This is a genomic window from Microbacterium hominis (genome assembly GCF_013282805.1).
Classification (GTDB): Bacteria; Actinomycetota; Actinomycetes; order Actinomycetales; family Microbacteriaceae; genus Microbacterium; species Microbacterium hominis_B.
Genome location: NZ_CP054038.1, coordinates 3,666,105 through 3,684,891, shown reverse-complemented (window position 1 = coordinate 3,684,891; position 18,787 = coordinate 3,666,105). Strand labels below are relative to the sequence as shown.

The 18,787-nt window shown below is 68.1% G+C and carries 14 protein-coding genes; 12 read left to right on the top strand and 2 right to left on the bottom strand.

What is annotated here, in order from left to right; translation table 11 throughout:
- Positions 1 to 46 precede the first annotated feature (46 nt).
- The 8 genes from HQM25_RS16485 (at position 47) to HQM25_RS16450 (ending at position 10,889) form a co-directional block, all read left to right on the top strand.
- Entirely contained in the window at positions 47 to 907 is an 861-nt protein-coding gene (locus HQM25_RS16485; RefSeq protein WP_302182824.1) for an IclR family transcriptional regulator, read from the top strand.
- 223 nt (positions 908 to 1,130) lie between these two features.
- Positions 1,131 to 2,630, top strand: coding sequence for a sugar ABC transporter ATP-binding protein (locus HQM25_RS16480; RefSeq protein ID WP_172991223.1), 1,500 nt, complete (start codon positions 1,131 to 1,133; stop codon positions 2,628 to 2,630).
- The gene (locus tag HQM25_RS16475; protein ID WP_172991222.1) at positions 2,618 to 3,679 is read left to right on the top strand and encodes an ABC transporter permease subunit; all 1,062 of its coding nucleotides are present in this window, start codon (positions 2,618 to 2,620) and stop codon (positions 3,677 to 3,679) included. Before HQM25_RS16480 ends, HQM25_RS16475 begins: the two co-directional genes overlap by 13 nt.
- 50 nt (positions 3,680 to 3,729) lie before the next feature.
- Positions 3,730 to 4,938 (top strand): sugar ABC transporter substrate-binding protein, encoded by a 1,209-nt coding sequence (locus tag HQM25_RS16470; RefSeq protein WP_172991221.1) that lies wholly within the window; start codon positions 3,730 to 3,732, stop codon positions 4,936 to 4,938.
- 32 nt (positions 4,939 to 4,970) lie between these two features.
- Positions 4,971 to 5,999: an ABC transporter permease gene (locus HQM25_RS16465; RefSeq protein ID WP_172991220.1), complete on the top strand. Its 1,029-nt coding sequence runs from the start codon at positions 4,971 to 4,973 to the stop codon at positions 5,997 to 5,999.
- Complete coding sequence (locus tag HQM25_RS16460; RefSeq protein WP_172991219.1) at positions 5,996 to 7,687, top strand: glycoside hydrolase family 3 protein; 1,692 nt, start codon at positions 5,996 to 5,998, stop codon at positions 7,685 to 7,687. Before HQM25_RS16465 ends, HQM25_RS16460 begins: the two co-directional genes overlap by 4 nt.
- Positions 7,684 to 8,322 (top strand): beta-phosphoglucomutase, encoded by a 639-nt coding sequence (gene pgmB / locus HQM25_RS16455; protein WP_172991218.1) that lies wholly within the window; start codon positions 7,684 to 7,686, stop codon positions 8,320 to 8,322. The genes HQM25_RS16460 and pgmB overlap by 4 nt, the downstream gene beginning before the upstream one ends.
- 56 nt (positions 8,323 to 8,378) lie before the next feature.
- Positions 8,379 to 10,889 carry a GH39 family glycosyl hydrolase gene (locus HQM25_RS16450; RefSeq protein ID WP_172991217.1) on the top strand — a complete coding sequence of 837 codons (2,511 nt, stop codon included), beginning with the start codon at positions 8,379 to 8,381 and terminating at the stop codon, positions 10,887 to 10,889.
- Positions 10,890 to 10,912: 23 nt separating this feature from the next.
- Here HQM25_RS16450 and HQM25_RS16445 read toward each other — a convergent pair whose 3' ends face one another.
- Both HQM25_RS16445 and HQM25_RS16440 read right to left on the bottom strand, forming a co-directional pair.
- Positions 10,913 to 13,519 (bottom strand): glycoside hydrolase family 78 protein, encoded by a 2,607-nt coding sequence (locus HQM25_RS16445; protein WP_172991216.1) that lies wholly within the window; start codon positions 13,517 to 13,519, stop codon positions 10,913 to 10,915.
- Between the two features lie 216 nt (positions 13,520 to 13,735).
- Positions 13,736 to 14,668, bottom strand: a complete 933-nt coding sequence (locus HQM25_RS16440) for an alpha/beta hydrolase (RefSeq protein WP_172991215.1) — start codon at positions 14,666 to 14,668, stop codon at positions 13,736 to 13,738.
- Positions 14,669 to 14,827: 159 nt separating this feature from the next.
- On the opposite strand from HQM25_RS16440, the gene HQM25_RS16435 reads away from it, so the two are divergent.
- The 4 genes from HQM25_RS16435 to HQM25_RS16420 all read left to right on the top strand — a co-directional run bounded on the left by HQM25_RS16435 (position 14,828) and on the right by HQM25_RS16420 (position 18,773).
- Positions 14,828 to 16,006 carry a sensor histidine kinase gene (locus HQM25_RS16435; RefSeq protein WP_172991214.1) on the top strand — a complete coding sequence of 393 codons (1,179 nt, stop codon included), beginning with the start codon at positions 14,828 to 14,830 and terminating at the stop codon, positions 16,004 to 16,006.
- Positions 16,003 to 16,662 carry a response regulator gene (locus HQM25_RS16430; protein WP_172991213.1) on the top strand — a complete coding sequence of 220 codons (660 nt, stop codon included), beginning with the start codon at positions 16,003 to 16,005 and terminating at the stop codon, positions 16,660 to 16,662. Before HQM25_RS16435 ends, HQM25_RS16430 begins: the two co-directional genes overlap by 4 nt.
- Positions 16,663 to 16,788: 126 nt before the next feature.
- The gene (locus HQM25_RS16425) at positions 16,789 to 17,478 is read left to right on the top strand and encodes an ABC transporter ATP-binding protein (RefSeq protein ID WP_254359711.1); all 690 of its coding nucleotides are present in this window, start codon (positions 16,789 to 16,791) and stop codon (positions 17,476 to 17,478) included.
- Positions 17,475 to 18,773, top strand: a complete 1,299-nt coding sequence (locus HQM25_RS16420) for an ABC transporter permease (RefSeq protein ID WP_172991211.1) — start codon at positions 17,475 to 17,477, stop codon at positions 18,771 to 18,773. Before HQM25_RS16425 ends, HQM25_RS16420 begins: the two co-directional genes overlap by 4 nt.
- Positions 18,774 to 18,787 lie beyond the last annotated feature (14 nt).

The window sequence follows — 18,787 nt, the reverse complement described above, 5'->3', positions numbered from 1 at the left end:
TCGAACGCGCGTGCGTGTCCGTTCAATGGACAGATAATCTCGTTGCGTGGCGCGTGGATCGAATGGAGAGTCCGTCCTACAGCGGCACTTGCGCGTGCTCGACGCATTCGATGCCCTCACCCCCTTCCTCACGCTCGCGCAGATCACCCAGAGATCGGGTCTCGCCCACGCCACCGCTCACCGGCTGGTGGCCGAGCTCGAGCGTGAACGGCTCGTCGAGCGGACGCCTGACGGCGCCTACCGACTCGGACTGCGCCTCTGGGAACTGGGGTCGCGCACACCGGGAGGGTTCGGGCTGCGGGAGATAGCCCGGCCGTTCATGGCCGCCGTGCACACACGCGTGCGTCAGCACACCCAGCTGGGGATCCTCAGTGGGCGCGACGTGCTGTTCATCGAGCGGATGTCGACGCGGGATGCCGTGATCAACGCGACGCTGGTCGGGGGGCGGATGCCGCTGCCGCTCAGCTCCAGCGGCCTGATCCTCCTCGCACACGCGGAACGGGCCGTTCTCGACGACGTCGTCGCAACGGGCTGGCCGACGCCGACACCGGCCGCGATTCGAGGCGAGGACGCTCTCGTCTGTCGGCTTCGCCGCGCACGCGCGGACGGCTTCGTCGTGGCCGACGGCTTCATCCACGAGGGGTCGCGCGGCATCGCGGTGCCGGTCATGGCGCCCAACCGGCACCCTTTCGCGGCTCTGGGCGTCGTCGTGCCGAACGACGGTGCGGACCCGGCGCCCACGATCGAACTCCTCGCGCAGGCGGCGTCTGCGCTCGCCGCAGCCCTGCAGGATGCCTCGCTGCCGGATGCCGTGCGCGGGCGCACGCCGGTGTTCGGTCCGCTGATCAGCAGTTCCACGGCGACACTCGACTACTTCGCGCACCGGACAGCCGCACCGAAGGAGTGAGGAGAAGAAAGCGAGCCTCCCTGGATCGAGGCTCATTTTCTTCACCTGGCGGCTGCTCGATCGCCGCAACCTGATATCTCGTCGGGCGCGGAAGTGGGTGTCGAGCCGCGCGCCCGGCCGCAATTCCTTCCCGCGAACGCGGTAGCAACGCTCGTTGTCGCACATGTTTCGTGCGACGAAACATGGATACGCAGGCTTTACCCGACAGCAGAGAGGCTGCGCCATGACGAACGACGTCGTACTCACGATCGCGGACCTATCCAAGTCCTTCGGTGTCGTGCGCGCGCTCAAGAACGTGGATTTCGAATTGCGCGACGGCGAGATCCACGGCCTGATCGGCGAGAACGGCTCCGGCAAGTCGACGCTCACCTCGATCGTCGCCGGGCAGCAGGTCGCCGACAGCGGAGCGATCGACTTCCAGGGCGAGCGCTGGGCGCCGTCGACCGTCAACGAGGCACTCGCAGCCGGCGTCGGCATGATCGTGCAGGAAGCGGGGACCGTGTCGGGAGTGTCCGTCGCAGAGAATCTCTTCCTCGGCGACACCCGGCGCTTCTCGCGGTTCGGCATCGTCGACCGGCGCGCCCTGCACGATGCCGGCCGCCAGGCGCTCGCCGCGATCGGCATCCCCGACATCGACCCGGCCGCCATGACCGGATCGCTCGACATCCAGACGCGCAAGCTCGTCGAGCTCGCGCGCGTGATGATGCACCGTCCGAAGGTCGTCGTCGTCGATGAGACCACCACCGCTCTGTCCCAGGACGGTCGCGATCTGCTGTACCGGCTCATGGACGAGCAGAAGTCCCGCGGCTCGGTCATCTTCATCTCGCATGATCTCGACGAGATCATGTCGGTCTGCGATCGACTGACGGTGCTGCGCGACGGCGATATCATCCGCACCTTCGACAAGCACGAGTTCGACGAGGACGACATCCGTGCGGCCATGATCGGACGCAACCTCGAGGGGCACTATTATCGCGAGGACCAGACACCCTCGTGGGGTTCGGAAATCGTGCTCGAGGCGGAGCACGTCAGCGTCGGCGACAAGGTGCGGGACGTCAGCCTGTCGGTGCGCAGCGGTGAGATCCTCGGCATCGGAGGGCTCAGCCACAGCGGCATGCACGAGCTGGGCAAGGCGCTGTTCGGTGCCATCCGTGTCGACTCGGGCCAGGTGACCGCGCAGGGGCGACGCATCACCAGTGAGCAGCGAGCGGTGCGCGCATCCCTCGGCTACGTCTCGAAGGACCGGGACACGGAGTCCCTGAGTCTGACGGCGAGCATCCGGGACAACATCGCCAGCGCGGGTCTGCGGATCATCGGCCGTGGCCGTGCGGGGCTCATCACCTCGCGCGCGGAGACGGCGTACGTCGCAGACCCGATGGCCCAGCTGGAGATCAAGGCGCCGAGCGCCGAAACGGTCGTCTCGACGCTTTCGGGCGGGAACAAGCAGAAGGTCGTCTTCGGCAAGTGGATCGCCTGCGGCACCGAGGTGCTCATCCTCGACTGCCCCACCCGCGGCGTCGATGTGGGGGTCAAGCAGGCGATGTACCGGCTGATGACCGACCTCAAGAACGAAGGCAAGGCGATCGTCATCGTCTCCGAGGAGATGACCGAGCTCATGGGCATGAGCGACCGCCTCCTCATCATGAAGGACGGTCAGGTGGTGCGCGAGTTCGAGCGCAGCGCCGACCTCAACGAGATGGAGATCATCGAATGCATGATCTGAGCAGCGCCACCGGCGTGAAGGATCCGGTCATCACGTCGGTCGACGACAAGTTCGTCGAGCCGGAGGTCGACACCAAAGCCCGCAACCGCGCCCGCTGGGCCACGTTCGCCGCCGAGCTCGCTCCGCTCGCCGGACTGGTCGTCCTGGCCGTTGCGTTCGTCGTCGTCGGGTCATGGCAGGGCATCAACATGGCCTTCAGCCTGCAGACGCTCATCAACCAGTCCGTCATCATCATCATCATCGCCACGGGCGCCATCTTCATCTTCTCGATGGGCTCGTTCGACATCAGCCTGGGTGCGTCGACGCTGGTCTCCGCGATGGTGGGAGCGCTCGTCTTCAACGCGACGGGCGACCTCTGGGCCATGCTCCTGGCGTGCGTGGTGACGGCGGTCACGACCTCCCTGATCAGTGCGGTGCTTGCTGCCGTCTTCGATCTGCCCGTCTTCGTCACCACTGTCGCGATGCTCTCTGTTCTGGGAGCGGTGGCCGTCGCGCTCGTGCAGACCACCGGCGGCGCACAGATCCGCATCGACAGCTCCTTCGCACGGGAGTACGACACGCTGTGGATGAAGCTCATCGTCGCCGGTGCGTTCATCGGACTGTGTGTGCTGCTGTTCTCCTTCACTCGACTCGGCAGGGTCGAGAAGCTCATCGGCGGCAACCCCGTCACCGCCAAGCTCACCGGCGTGTCGATGAAGAAGACCGCGATCGCCGCATTCGCGATCGCGGGGCTCGGCGTGGGACTCGGCGCCTTCCTCACCGTGCTCCGCACGCCGACCCTGACGACGATGAGCGCCGGCGACATCGGAATGAACATCCTCGTCGCGATGGTGTTCGGCGGCATGCCGATCTCCGGCGGGCCGCGCAGCCGCATCTACGCGGCGCTCATCGGAGGGCTCTCGATGGCCTTCCTCAACCAGACCATGACCACGCTGCTCTCCACCACATCCGCCGGGAACGGCATCGCCCAGATCGTGCGGGCCGTGCTGTTCCTCGCGATCGTATGGGTCGCCACCATCGGCTTCCGCAGCAAGGTCCTCCCGCGCTGACGCGCGCCCGGCTCGCACCTCCGAGAACCCACCCAATGAAGGGAACACCAATGAGAATCACCCGCAGCATCGCACTCGGCGCCTCCGCCGTGGTCGGACTGTCGCTCGCCCTCACCGGCTGCGCGGGCAGCACGGGCTCGGCAGGCGGCGACGCCTCCGCCGACCCGGTGAAGATGTGCGTCCTCGTCTCCGACGCGACCTCGTCCGAAGCGCTCGGCTTCAAGGACTACTACACGGAGTACGTGCAGGAGAACTTCCCCGTCGAGTTCGTCTACTCGGACGAGCTCGCCGACGCCGACGCCGAGAAGTCCGCGATGGAGAACTTCATCGCCAACAACTGCAAGGCCGTCATCTCGTTCGCGTCGGCCGATCGGCCCGCGCAGATCGAGATGGCCGAGGATGCCGGCGTCTACTACGCCGTGGCCACCGGCACGCTCTCCGACGAGGACTACGAGACCTACAAGGACTACGAGTACTACGTGGGCGCGATCGGCCCGAGCCTCGACATCGAGTTCCAGGCGGGGTACGACATGGCGCAGTTCTTCGTCGAGGAGGGGGACACCTCCTTCGGCCTCTTCGGTGCGGGCATCCCCTACTACCTCGACATGCACATCCACCGCACGGCGGGCATTCTCGCGGCACTCGCGGAGGAGCCTTCGACCACGTACGGCGGCCAGAAGGACCCGGGCGCGATCCTGGGCAAGATCTACCAGGACGGCACGATCAAGATCGCTGACTTCGAGTCCGACGTGTACAGCCTGACCGGATATCTCGAGGCCTGGAACTTCAGCGATTCGGCGTGGCAGGCCAACATGGCCGGCATGGTCGCCGCGCAGCCCGATGCGATCCTCGCCGCGGGCACCGGGTTCGCCGTGGTGGGTGCCGCTGTCGCAGGCACCGACATCAAGATCGGTGACATCGACGCGTACACCGAGGACAACAAGGCCGCGATGGAGTCGGGCGCGCTCGCCTACCTCGCCGGAAAGTTCACCTCGATCAACGGTCCGATCTTCGCCGCCACCCTCAGTGCCGTCCAGGGCGAGCCGCTGCGCGCCGACGGCGACGCGGCGATCGCGCTGGGCCAGGGATACTGGGTCGCCACCTCGATCGAGGAGTTCGATCAGATCCTTGCTGCCGACAGCGTCGAGAGCCCCGTCTACGACAAGACCGCGCTGGAGCCGTGGATCGCATCGGGTGCGACCTACGACGACTTCGCAACCTTCGTGAGCCAGTACACCTACGCCGACCTCGTCGGCTGACACACACCGGAAAGGACAGGGAGGCACCGCAGATGGCTGGCTTCATGCGACGGGCGACGGGAACACTTATCATCCCGATCGGGGTGGTCGCGATCGTCTCCGCGCTGTGCGCGATCAACGGTGTCTCCCTGTTCGGCACGGGCGACAGCTTCCTGCTGCTGACCCGAGGTGTGGCCATCACGTCGCTCACGGCGATGGCGCTCGCCATCAACCTCAACAGCGGCCGCTTCGACTTCTCACTCGGAGCGATGGCCACGCTGTCCGCGGTCATCGGCACGAGCACCGCGCTCGATCTCGGCGGAGGATTCCCGATGATGGCGTTCATCACCGTCGTCGCGGGCCTCGGCCTCGGTGCGTTCTCGGGGCTCGTCTACGTACTCCTGCGCATCTCACCCTTGGTGAGCTCGCTCGGAGTCACACTCCTCTACGAGGGCATCGCCTTCACCATCAGCGGCGGAGCGAACATCAGCTTCGTGCTGCGCAACGACCTCACGGCGTTCGCGAAGAGCCCGATCAACATGATCCTGGTCGTCGGGGTCGCGCTCGGCGTGGTGTATGTGCTGTTCGACCGCAGCCGATTCGGCTTCGACTACCGTGCGCTCATCACCGGGCAGAACGCGGCGGTGGCCGCCGGCGCGAAGGAGCGGGGCAACGCGATCGCGACCTATGCGGCCAGCGGCGGGCTGATGAGCGTCGTCGGGCTCATCCTCGCTTCGCAGGTCGGCTTCATCGAGGCGGGCAACCTCAACTTCGCGACGATCGGCATCATGTTCACGGCCTTCTTGCCCATGTTCGTCGGTGGGTGGATCGGACGGTACTCGAACGACAAGCTCGGATATCTGCTGGGCGCCTTCAGCACGACCGTGATCGCGCTCGGCTACTCGGCGATGAACCTCACAAGCAGCGTCCAGTCCGTCACCACGGCGCTCCTCCTTGTCGCGTTCCTCATCTTCCTCAGCAACGAGCAGCGCATCGCGCGCTGGTGGCGCACGCTCACCGGCCGCGCTCGCGGCGGCTCGACACCGTCCTCTCTCGTCACCACCGGAGCATCCGCATCATGATCGACCTCGCCGCCGCCCCGTTCTCGCTCACCGACGAGGACGTCTCGTGGGTGTCCGACACCCTCGCCGGCATGAGCGATGAGCAGAAGCTCGGCCAGCTGTTCTGCCTCATCACCTACACGAACGATCCCGGCTACCTGAACTACCTCACCCGTGGGCTCCACGTGGGCGGGGTGATGCTGCGCACGATGGAGATCGCCGAGGCGGCCGAAGCCGTGACGACGCTCCAACAGAGTGCCGAGGTCCCGCTGCTCATCTCCGCCAACCTCGAAGGCGGTGCCGATCAGACCCTCATCGGCGCGACGCACGTGGGGAGCAACATGGCCCTCGCAGCGACCGGCTGTCTCGAGCGTGTGCGCCAGGCTGCGCAGGTCATCGCCCGCGAAGCCCGAGAGGTCGGCATCAACTGGGCCTTCACGCCCGTCGCCGACATCGACCTCAACTTCCGCAACCCGATCACGAACACACGCACCTTCGGCGCCCACGCCGACGACGTCGCCGCCTTCACGGCCGCCTACGTCGAATCCCTGCAAGCCGAAGGAGTTGCAGCTTCGGTCAAGCACTTCCCCGGCGACGGCGTCGATGAGCGAGACCAGCACCTTCTGGCGTCCGTGAACTCCATGGGCGTCGAGGAGTGGGAGTCCAGTTTCGGAGAGGTCTATCGCGCAGGAATCGAGGCCGGAACGAAGACCATCATGGTCGGCCACATCATGCTGCCCGAGTACAGTCGCGCCCTGCGACCCGGCATCCACGACTCGGAGATCATGCCGGGCCTGGTGGCCGAGGAGCTGCTGAACGACCTCCTGCGCGACCGTCTCGGCTTCAACGGCCTCATTGTCTCGGACTCGACCACGATGGCCGGTATGGCCACCGTTCTCCCGCGCCGCGAGGCCGTGCCGCGGGTGATCGCGGCGGGCTGTGACATGTTCCTGTTCACGAAGAACCTGGAAGAGGACTTCGCCTTCATGCGTGCGGGGCTCGAGTCGGGCATCCTCACCCGGGAGCGGCTCGACGAAGCGGTCACACGCGTGCTCGCGCTCAAGGCGTCCCTCGGTATTCACCGCGGCCGGACGCTGCCCGACGCGACTGCGGTGAAGATCGGGAGCGAGGATCACCGCGCGGTGGCGCGCGCGGTCGCCCAGGAGTCGCTCACGCTGGTGAAGGAGGAGGCGGGGGTGCTCCCGATCTCGGCCGAGCGCTACCCCCGCGTCCTCGTGTACGACATCGAGGGCGGCGCCAACCCCATCGGGCAGGGCGCGAAGGCGGGCGCGATCGAGCAGATCGTCGCCGAGCTGGTCGCCGCAGGGCACGAGGTCACCCGATTCGTCCCCGGGGGCGGCTGGGAGGGTCTGGCCGCGCCCACGAGCGATGTCACGGACAACCACGACCTCATCGTCTACCTCGCGAACCTCTCGACGAAGTCCAATCAGACCGTGGTCCGCATCGAGTGGGCGTCGCCCATGGGTGCGAACGTGCCGGCGTACGTGCCGACCGTGCCGACCGTCTTCATCTCGCTCGAGAATCCTTACCACCTGCTCGACGTGCCGCGCGTGCGCACGTACATCAACACGTACGGATCGTCGCCCGCCGTCGTGGAGTCGATGCTGGCTGCCCTGCGCGGGGAGTCGCCGTTCCCTGGCACATCGCCGGTTGATGCGTTCGTCGGCCGCTGGGACACCCGCCTGTGACCGCGACGCGCGGCGTCATCTTCGACCTCGACGGTGTGCTCATCCACACCGACGATCTGCACTTCCAAGCGTGGTCGGAGATCGCTGGACGCCTCGGCATCCCGTTCACCCGCGAGGACAACGATCGGCTGCGAGGCGTATCGCGCGAGGAGAGCCTGGAGATCATCCTCGAGATCGGCGGCACGCAGGTCTCCGAGACCGAGAAATCCGTCCTCGCCGACGAGAAGAACGCGATCTACCGAACGCTGCTGCGCGGGCTGTCGGCCGCCGATGTCGAACCGGGCGTCCGCGAGACGCTCGCGACGCTGCGGGAACGCGGATTGCGGCTCGCGGTCGGCTCGTCGAGCCGCAACGCGAAGATGATCCTGGAGCGCACCGGCCTGCGTGGGTGGTTCGACGCCGTCTCCGACGGGGAGAACATCGTTCGGAGCAAGCCCGACCCCGAGGTCTTCCTGCGCGCCGCGGAGTTCCTCGCGCTCACGCCGGCGCAGTGCGCGGTCGTGGAGGACGCACGGGCGGGAGTGGAGGCCGCCGTCGCCGGTGGTTTCACCGCGATCGGCATCGGCGACGCCGGTTCACACCCCGAGGTCACGTGGCGGATCGATACGCTCGGAGAGGTCCTCGAGCGCATCTGAGACCGATGCGACACCAGGGCTCGAGAGGATGACGGCCTTGCGAGAGCGAGCGGATGATGTTCCGGGAGAGTGAACTCGTCGCTCTCGCGCGCGCGGTGCCTGCCCGTGTGGTGTTCATCGACGCCGATGAACAGGTGCCGCCGACCCGCCGCGATGAGGCGCAGCTGTTCTTCGTCGTCCACGGGCGACCGACGTTTGTGATCGACGAGGACGAGACGAATCTCGATGTCGAGGACGTGGTCCTCGCGAACGCGCACAGTCTCGTCGCGCTCGAGTCCGACGGCCCGTTCCAGGTGATCGCCCTGCGATTCGACATCCGCAGGCTCGCCGGATCGCTCGACGACGTCGAGTTCCGCGTCAACTCCGCAACCGCGGGCAACAGCAAGGCGTTCCGGCCGCTGGTCCACATCCTCGCCCGCATCATCAAGGTGAACAGCACCGAAGACGAGCAGAGTCGATTCAAGACCACAGCCCTGCTCTACATGCTCCTCGATGAGCTCACCCGTGCGTACGTCGCGAGCCCCGCTGGACCGGCGCCGGCATCCGACAAACATCGATCGCGAATGCGCGGGCTCCTCCGCTACATCGACGAGCACTACGCCGAGGCGCTCACCCTCAATCACGTCGCCGATCACGAGCACCTGTCGGCGCCCTACCTGTCGGCCTTCTTCAAGGAGCACGTCGGGATGACGTTCTCGGCGTACTACAACGCTCTGCGCCTGGACCGGGCCGTCGACGACCTCATGACCAGTGACGAGAGCGTGGAGGTGATCGCGCGGCGCAACGGCTTCCGCGATCCGCGCGCGTTCGTGAAGGTGTTCAAGCAGCGTTTCGGCCTGCTGCCCAGCCAGTATCGGCGCGATGGCCGTGACGAACGCGGAGACCGCGTCGATCGCATGACGACGGCGGCCGCGGCCCCGGACACGCCGCTCCGAGTACTCGCGAAGTACCTCCCCGACGAGAGCGCGACGGACGTGTCGCGGGGGCTCGAGATCGAGCCGACCACGAAGATCGTGGCGGTCGAGCCGATCGATGCCTCCTCGCGCGGTCGCCGACTCCATCACCGGTACCGGAAAGTCACCACGGTCGGGCGCGCCAAGGAACTCATGTACGAAGAGGTCCGCGAGATGCTGTCGCAGTGGCAGCGCGACGTCGGATTCGAGTACATCAAATTCCACGGCATCTTCAGTGACGACATGCACGTGTACCGGGTGGGCGCCGACGGGGAGCCGGTGTACAGCTTCACCTTCGTCGACAAGGTCATCGATTACCTGCTGTCGATCGGCCTGCGCCCGTTCGTCGAACTGTCGTTCATGCCCCAGGAGCTCGCCTCACTGCCGGAGCGCACCGTGTACTCGGCGCCCTTCAACGTGAGCCCTCCGGCGCGCCTCGACCAGTGGACGGCGCTGGTCGAGGCGTTCATGGCGCATGTGATCGAGCGATACACGTACGACGAGGTGCGCTCGTGGCTGTTCAGCGTGTGGAATGAGCCCGACACGGGTCCGACACTGTTCGGCTTCGACGACGACGCCGAGTTCCACGCGTTCTATCGGGCGACATTCGGCGCCGTGAAGGGCTTCGGGTCCGAGCTGACATTCGGCAGCCCGGCGATGCTCGTCTCCTACGCGCAGGGCAAGGACTGGCTGATGTCCTTCCTCGACTACGCCGACGAGCACGCCTGCCGTCCGGACTTCCTGACCATCCACTTCTACGACAATGACTTCGCCTGGGACACGCTGCCCGAGCACACACCGGGAAACCCCAGCTCATCACGCCTCAACAAGGATCAGGACACGTTCCACAAGACCGTTCGGCAGCTGAAGCTGCTGCTGCGCGATCGCGGACTCCGAGTGCCGGTCTACCTGACGGAGTGGAACCTCACCGTCTCGCATCGGGACCTGCTCAACGACACCACGTTCAAGAGCTGCTACCTGGCCAAGAACCTGCTCGAGAACTACGACGAGCTCGACGCGTTCGGCTACTGGACTCTCACTGACCTCATCGAGGAGCTCCAGCCGAGCCCCGACATGTTCCACGGCGGTCTGGGACTCCTGACATCGAACGGCGTGAAGAAGCCGCACTACCACTTCTTCACGGCGCTGGGGCGTGTCGGTGATCGCCTGCTCGCGTCGGGGGAGGGGTATTTCGTGACGGCGACCGAACATGGCGTGCAGGCGATCCTCTACAACTACGAGCACTTCGGCCACCTGTTCGCCTCGGGCGAGCGGTACGACATGACCTACCTGGAGCGTTACGCACCGTTCTCCGAGGTGGGACGGATGGACTTCTCGGCCGAGCTCACCGGTCTCGCCCCGGGACGGTACCGCCGGCGCGAGGAGGTGATCAACACGGAGCACGGCTCCGCGTTCGACACCTGGATCCGCATGGGAGCACCGGCCATCGACGCACGCACGGTGGACTACATCCGTCAGGTGTCGGTGCCGCAGATGGTGGTCGACGATGTGGAGGTCGATGGCGAGCTGACGCTCTCGGCCGTGCTCGAACCCCTCGAGGTGCGTGTCATCGAACTGGTCCCGCTCGCCCGCCGCGGGCGGCAGGACGACTGACACCGCCTGCCGGCGACGCGGTGTCAGAGGCGTGAAACTGCGGTGTGGATGCCGTGCCCGACCGTGTACGGATCGGTGCCGGGCAGGTCGACGACGGCGGTCGCCCCGACAGGAATGGTGAACGAGACCCGGAGATCTCCGTCATGGACTGCCCAGTCGACGCTCGCCATGCCGTAAGGGGACATGTGGGAGGCCATTGCCGAGGTGACACCCGGACCGGGCCGCGGGGCGATGCGGATGCGTCGCCAGCCCGGCTCGACCGTGCTGAGTCCGCCGATCGTCCCGTGGATCCAATGGGCCACCGAGCCCAGGGCATAGTGGTTGAAGGACGTCATATCGCCGGGGTTCACCGTGCCATCGGGCAGCAGTGAGTCCCAGCGCTCCCAGACCGTGGTCGCGCCGAGGTCGACCGTCGCCATCCACGAGGGCGCGTCGTGGTTGAGCACGAGCGCGTAGGCGGTATCGGTATGCCCGGTCGCGGTGAGTGCCTCGGCGACGACGGGCGTGCCGAGAAAGCCGGTCGCGACGCGGTGACCGTGCGCGCGGACGAGCACGGCGAGCCGATCCCCGGCGCGCTGACGCGACTCATCGTCGGGGTGCAGGCCGAAGACGATCGCGAGCGAATGCGCGGTCACGGTGTCGTGGCTCGCCACGCCGGACTCGAGGTAGGCGTTCGCGAACGCGCCGCGGATCTCGGTCGCGAGCGCTCCGTAGTGCACCGCATCGTCGCTCTTGCCGAGCAGCCCGGCAAGACGGGCGAGCCCAGCCGTCGACCGCGCGAAGTACGCGGTCGACACGAGGTGCGGGTCGGTCTTCGCCTCGAACGGGCGATCCGGCGGTGCGGTCGGGTCGAGCCAGTCGCCCAGCTGGCGCTGCTGATCCCACAGCCGTCCCGGGCCGGCGAGTGCGCAGACCTTCTCCACCCACGTGCGGGCGGAGGCGAACTGCCGCTCGACGAGCGCCCGATCGGCGAACGCGTCGTGCAGCGCTTCCGGGACGAGCACGGCAGCGTCGCCCCACCCGGCGACGGCCTCGCGCGGGTTCCACCACGGGCCGCCGGGGATGAACGGCACGTAGACCGGAACGTTGCCGTCGAAGCGGTCCTGCTCGATCACGAGCGCCCGGAGCCAGCCGCCGAGCACGTCGTGGACGTCGTAGAGGAACGATGCCGTCGGCGTGAAGATCTGGATGTCACCGGTCCAGCCGAGCCGCTCGTCGCGCTGGGGGCAGTCGGTCGGGATGTCGACGAAGTTCGAGCGCAGGCCCCACACGACGTTCTCGTGCAGCCGGTTGAGGTCGTCGCGATCGGACCGGAACCAGCCGGTGCGCGGCATGTCGGAGTGCATCACCCGCGACACGATCTCCTCGGTGGACGGCGCGCGGTCTCCGGGCCATCCGGTCACGAAGGCGTAGCGGTATCCGTGGATCGTGAAGCGAGGCTCCCACTCGACCGGCTCCCCGGCCGTGATGATCTCGTCGGTCGCGGCTGCCGCACGCAGGGGGCGCGTGCACAGTCGGCCGTCTTGCAGCACCTCGGCATGCCGGATCGTGATGTGCGTGCCGGCCGGCGCAGCTGGCACGCGCACTCGCGGACGCCCGGAGTGGTTCTGCCCGTAGTCGATCAGCCACCCGTCGTCGACCGCCGTGATGCTGATCGGGGCGATCTCCTCGATCACCCGCACAGCGGGACCATCGTGTGCCGCCAGCGTCGCGAGGTCGAGCGGGTGGACGACGACCGGTGCCCACTCCGCGTCATCGAATCCTGGCTCGGACCAGCCGGCCGGCACGAGGTTCAGGTCGATCCGCTCGCCGTCGTACAGACTCGCGCGGGTGAGCGGGCCGGGAGCGCTGCGCCACGAATCATCGCTGGCGACGGTCTGAGTCGTACCGTCGGCGAGCACGATCTCGAGCTGGGCGAGCACGCCGACGTGCGATCCATAGATGTCGGTGGTGCCGCCTTCGAATCCGAAGCGGCCGCGGAACCATCCGTCGGCCAGCCACGCTCCGATGGCGTTCTCGCCGGCGCGGATGAGGTCCGTGACGTCGTAAGTGAACACGCGCAGCAGCTCCCCGTAAGGGGTCCAGCCGGGGAGGAGTTCGTCGCGGCCGACCCGGATGCCATTGAGCTCGGTCTCGACGAGGCCGTGGGCGGTCACATGCAGGCGGGCCGCGCGCACGTCTCCGGTCACGACGAAGCCGTATCGCACGAGAGGTGCGCGACGATCGGTTTCGGGGCCTTCGGGGTAGCCGGGACCGATGAGCTGTGCGCGCCAGTCTTCGGCGGCCAGGCCGCGCTCGACCGAGACCGGTGCGCTCCAACGACCCCATTCCCCGCTGGAGCCGTCCTTGGTGCGGACGCTCACCTCGGCGCACTGGCGGGGCCCGAGCGGACGGCCGGGCCACGGGACGAGGATCTGATCGGTGGACTCCACCGTCGCGTCGGACCGCTCGATGACGGTGCCACTCGGATCTGTCGTCGTCCAGCGCAGCTCGTACGCGGCCTGAGCATAGGCGGGCGGTGCCGTCTCGATCGTCCAGGAGAGGCGAGGGCGCGCGCTTCCGCTTCCGATCCGCGGTGAATGATCGTCGTGCTCGGTGCGCAGTGTGGGAGCGGTCGGGGCGAGGGCCATCGTAGCCTGCCTATCGGGTCATGTCCGGGCGAGGCGCCCGTTTGTGGATCGTTTCAAAGTCCATCGTCCCACGGCGTATCCGGCGAAACGTCGTGTGGGGCAGGGGTATCGGTGGTGTCAATGCGGACGATAGACAATCACCATCTTCGTGCCGCTCGTCGGCCAGGTCGTCGATCGCCTCCGCCGCATGACTCTCCTGATCATCGAGACGCTCACCTATGCCTTGGCGGGCTCCGCGCCCTCGAGCGCACCGCGGAGCCACGCAAGCGCCTCCGCGAGCAGGTCTCGCGCCATCGCGTTCCCGGGCGCCCATGCCTCGAAACCGTGCGGGGCGCCGGAGACAGTGGTCATGGTCACCGCAACGCCCGCAGACCGCAGCCGTTCGGCGTAGTCCCGGTCCTCCTCGTGGAAGAGCTCGATGTCCGACGAGTAGATCCACGTCGGGGGCAGCCCCGACAGGTCCTCACGGCGCGCGGCTGCGGCGTACGGCGGGAGGTCGGGAGCGCCGACCCGATCGCCCAGATAGGAGGACCACCCGACGAGGTTGGACCGGTTGCTCCACACCAGGTGCGCGGTCGCGTCGTGCGTGCGGTCGGTCGCAGTGCGGTCATCGAGCATGGGACAGAAGAGCCATTGCGCCGCGACCGCGACGCCTTCGTCGTGCAGCCTCTGCGCGAGGGCTGCGGCGAGACCTCCGCCCGCGCTCTGCCCGCCGACCGCGACCCGTGAGGGGTTGATCCCGAGCGCGAGTGCGTTCTCGATCAGCCAGGCGAACGCGTCCGCGCAGTCGTCGATCGCCGCGGGAAACCGATGCCGCGGCGCCAGGCGGTAGTCGACCGACACCACGACGGCGCCGGTGTCGCGCGCGGTCTTCGCGCACATCACATCGTCGAGCGCGGCCGATCCGATGATGAGGCCGCCGCCGTGGATCCAGAGCAGCCCGTCGCCCGAGACGGTCTCGGGCGTGTAGACGCGCACGCCGACCCGGCCCGCGCGGGCCCGGCGGCGTTCCACCCCGTCGACCTTCCGGCCGGGGGCGATGCGGGTGAGCGCGGCGACGCTCCAGCGGACGAACCGGTTCTCGAAATCGACCCGGGGCGCGCGCCGCGTCGCCTCGCGCAGGCTCGGATCGACGAGCTCGATGTCCATGGGGCTCCGCTTCGTCCTGATGATGCCGACGAGAGGAGTATGCCAAGTTCTCGCGCCCGGCGACGGCCGCCGTTGGTCGACCAGGACCGAACAGGGCCCCGCCGCGGAATACCGCACCGGGGGGATTCCCCCACCTCGCAGCCGGGCCACACTAGGGGCATGACCGCCACCGTGCCCGCGATGCCGAAGGACCCGCAGCCGCGCGTGCCGGCCTGGGCGGTCGACGCGCTGATCGTCGTCATCATGGTGCCGCTCACTCTCGTGACCGAGCCCGGCCGCAGCATCGAGTGGCCCTCACCGGCGACGATCGGTCTCGTGATCCTGGCCGCGGTCGCGCTCCCCTTCCGGCGCCGGTGGCCGCTGCCCATCCTCGGCGTCGAGCTCGGCATCTTCGCGCTCGCCGCCGTCGTCGGCGGTCTGCCCCAGGCCCTCTCGCTCGCCGTCGCCGTCGCGATGTTCCAGGTGACGAATCGGATGCCGCGCCGCGAAGGTCTCGTCGCCACCGGCATCACCCTCGCCGTCGTCACCGGGTTCGGCCTGATCGCCTGGGTCGGCGACGGCCCCGACCCGCGCCTGGTGCAGTTCGCGCTCACGACCGCGATCGGCTCGGCCCTCGGTGACGCCACGCGCTCACGCCGCGAGTACATCGAGGCCATCACCGATCGCGCCGAGCGGGCCGAGCGCACACGCGAGGCCGAAGCGCGGCGTCGCGTGTCGGAGGAGCGCCTGCGCATCGCGCGCGACCTCCACGACGCGGTCGCCCACCAGATCTCGGTGATCAGCCTCAATGCGGGGGTCGCCTCGGCGGCGGTCGACGAGCGCCCCGAGAAGGCGAAGGAGGCGCTCGCGACGATCCGCTCGGCCTCCCGCACGGTGCTCGGCGAGATCGGCGGGCTCCTCGACGTCCTGCGGGCCGCCGACGACGACCCGGCGACCGCGCCCGGACCGAACCTCGCACGACTCGACGAGCTGACGAGGCAGTTCGCGGATGCCGGGCTCGACGTGTCGGTGCGCGTCGAGGGTGATCTCTCCCGTGCGCCCAGCGCGGTGTCGCTCGTGGCGTACCGGGTGATCCAGGAGGCTCTTACGAACGCCCACAAGCACGGCGACGAGCACCGCGCCCACGTGCTGCTCACGGTGCAGGACGACGCGCTCACGGTCGTCGTCACGAATCCGACGGCGGCGGGCGCGGCATCCACATCACCCGGCTCGCGGCGGGGACTGGTCGGCGTGCGGGAGCGCGTGGCGACGGTGCGCGGGGTCGTCGAGACCGGGTCGGCGCCCGGCGGCTGGCGCGTCACCGCCCGACTTCCCCTGCCGACGGGGGATTCCGCGTGATCGGGGTGCTCGTGGTCGACGACCAGGCGCTGATCCGCCAGGCCGTGACCGACATCCTCTCCGGGGCAGACGGGGTGTCCGTGGTGGGCGAGGCCGTCGACGGCGTCGAGGCCGTGGCGCAGGCGCGGGCTCTGCGGCCGGATGTGGTGCTCATGGACATCCGGATGCCGCACCTCGACGGCATCCAGGCTACCGAGCGCATCTGCGACGACCCCGCGCTTGCTGAGACACGCGTGCTGATCCTCACCACCTTCGAGGAGGACGAGTACGTCGTCTCCGCCATGCGCGCCGGCGCGAGCGGATTCATCGGCAAGGGGGCCGAGCCCGACGACATCGTGCGCGCGGTCGAAGCGGTGCACGCCGGCGACTCGCTGCTGTCGGCGACCGCGACGCGCGCGCTCATCGCCAAGCACCTGCACCCCGCACCGGCGACCGTCGATCGCAGCCGCCTCGCGCCGCTGACGGAGCGCGAGCAGGAGGTGCTCATGCTCGTCGGGCGGGGCCGCTCGAACCAGGAGATCGCCGATGAGCTGTTCATCTCCCCGCACACCGCCAAGACGCACGTGAACCGCATCATGACGAAGCTGCACGCCCACGACCGCGCGCAGCTGGTGATCGTCGCGTACGAGACCGGCCTGCTGACCCCGGGCGGCTGATCCGAATACCGCGGCTGCGGTATGAGGATGCCGCGCCCGGAGGATTCGCGAACGGGCAGCGCTCGCGAGGCTGGAAGGGTGAACACATCCAGCATCCACACCCGAACGACGCCCGTCGCGCCGCCGATCATCTCGGTGCGTGACGTGCGCAAGTCCTACGGCCGGGGCCAGAACCGGTTCGAGGCGCTCAAGGGCATCAGCCTCGACATCCGAGAGGGCGAGAGCCTCGCGATCATCGGCAAGTCGGGCTCCGGCAAGTCCACCCTCATGCACGTGCTCGCCCTGCTCGACGCCCCCGACTCCGGGGCCCTGACGCTCGACGGCGCCGACACCGCGGCGCTGCGCGGAAAGAAGCTCAACCGCACCCGCAACAAGACGTTCGGGTTCGTGTTCCAGCAGTTCTTCCTCACCGGCTCCAACACCGTGCTCGAGAACGTGATCCTCCCCCTGAAGATCGCCGGCGTCGGCCGCGCCGAGCGCAAGCGTCGCGGCCTGGCCGCCCTCGAGCAGCTCGAACTCGCCGACAAAGCCAGGAACAAGGCGGTGAACCTCTCCGGCGGGCAGAAGCAGCGCACGGTCATCGCCCGCGCGCTCGTCAACAGCCCGCGCATCATCTTCGCCGACGAGCCGACCGGCAACCTCGATTCGCACACCGGTGCGGTCGTCGAGGACATCCTGTTCACCCTCAATCGCGAGCACGGCATCACGCTGATCGTCGTCACCCACGACGAGGAGCTCGCCGCCCGCTGCGACCGGCGCATCCACATCCGCGACGGCCGCATCGAGTCCGACTCGATCGAGGAGGTGGCGGCATGAAGACCGCAGACCTGATCACCACGGCGGGCGCCAACACGTTCCGCTCCAAGACCCGATCGACCCTCACGATCCTCGCGATCTTCGTCGGCGCGTTCACCCTCACGCTCACCAGCGGCCTCGGCACCGGCATCAACGCGTACATCGACGACACCCTCAGCGGCGTCGGCGCATCCGATGCGATGTCGGTCGCCAAGGTGCAGAGCGAGGGCGGCGCCATCCCCGGCGAGACCGGCCCGCTCGAGTACGACCCGGATGCCGTCGACACCGGCATCCCCGGCCGATCCGTGATCGCCATGACCCCCGACGACATCGAGGCGATCGAGGGGATCGACGGCGTGTTCGAGGTGCAGGCGGCCCGCGCCATCAGCCCCGACTACATCGTCCACGACGCCGGCACGAAGTACACGGCCCAGGTCGGCAGCCTCGTGCCCGGGCAGACGACCCTGCTCACCGCGGGCGCGGAGCCCGATGCCGACGCCGACGCCTTCGAGGTGGCGATCCCGCAGGAGTACGTGGAGGCGCTCGGGTTCGATTCCGACACGGATGCCGTCGGCGAGACGATCTCGATCGCGATCACCGATGCGCTGCGTGAGCAGCACATCATCGAGGCGACCGTCACCGGGGTCACCGAGGAGACGCTCGCCTCGCCGCTCGGGTCGAGCATCCTGCTCAACGATGCGCTCACCGACACGCTGTTCGAGACGCAGTCGGCCGGCATCCCGGCCGAGCAGGCCGATCGATACGCGTCGGCCACCGTGTGGTTCGACGCGGCGGCGACCGAGGACGAGATCCAGGCGCTGAAGGACGACCTGGCCGACGAGGGCTTCACCGGCACCACCGTGGCCGACCAGCTCGGCGCGGTCACGACCGTGATCGACGGCATCGTGCTCGTCCTCAATGCGTTCGCGGTCATCGCGCTGCTCGCCGCGAGCTTCGGCATCGTGAACACGTTGCTGATGTCGGTGCAGGAGCGCACTCGCGAGATCGGACTCATGAAGGCCATGGGCATGGGGTCGGGGCGCGTGTTCTCACTGTTCAGCCTCGAAGCGGTCTTCCTCGGGTTCCTCGGCAGCGCGATCGGGGTGGGCATCGCGATGGTCGCGGGCACCGCGCTCAGCGGAGCGCTCGCCCAGGGACTGCTCGCGGATCTCGCGGGGCTGACGCTCATCGCGTTCGACCCGGTGTCGATCGCGACGATCATCCTCATCGTGATGGTGATCGCGTTCCTCGCCGGCACGATCCCGGCCTGGCGGGCGGCGAAGGCCGACCCGGTGGAATCGCTGCGCTACGAGTGACGGCCGTGCGCGGG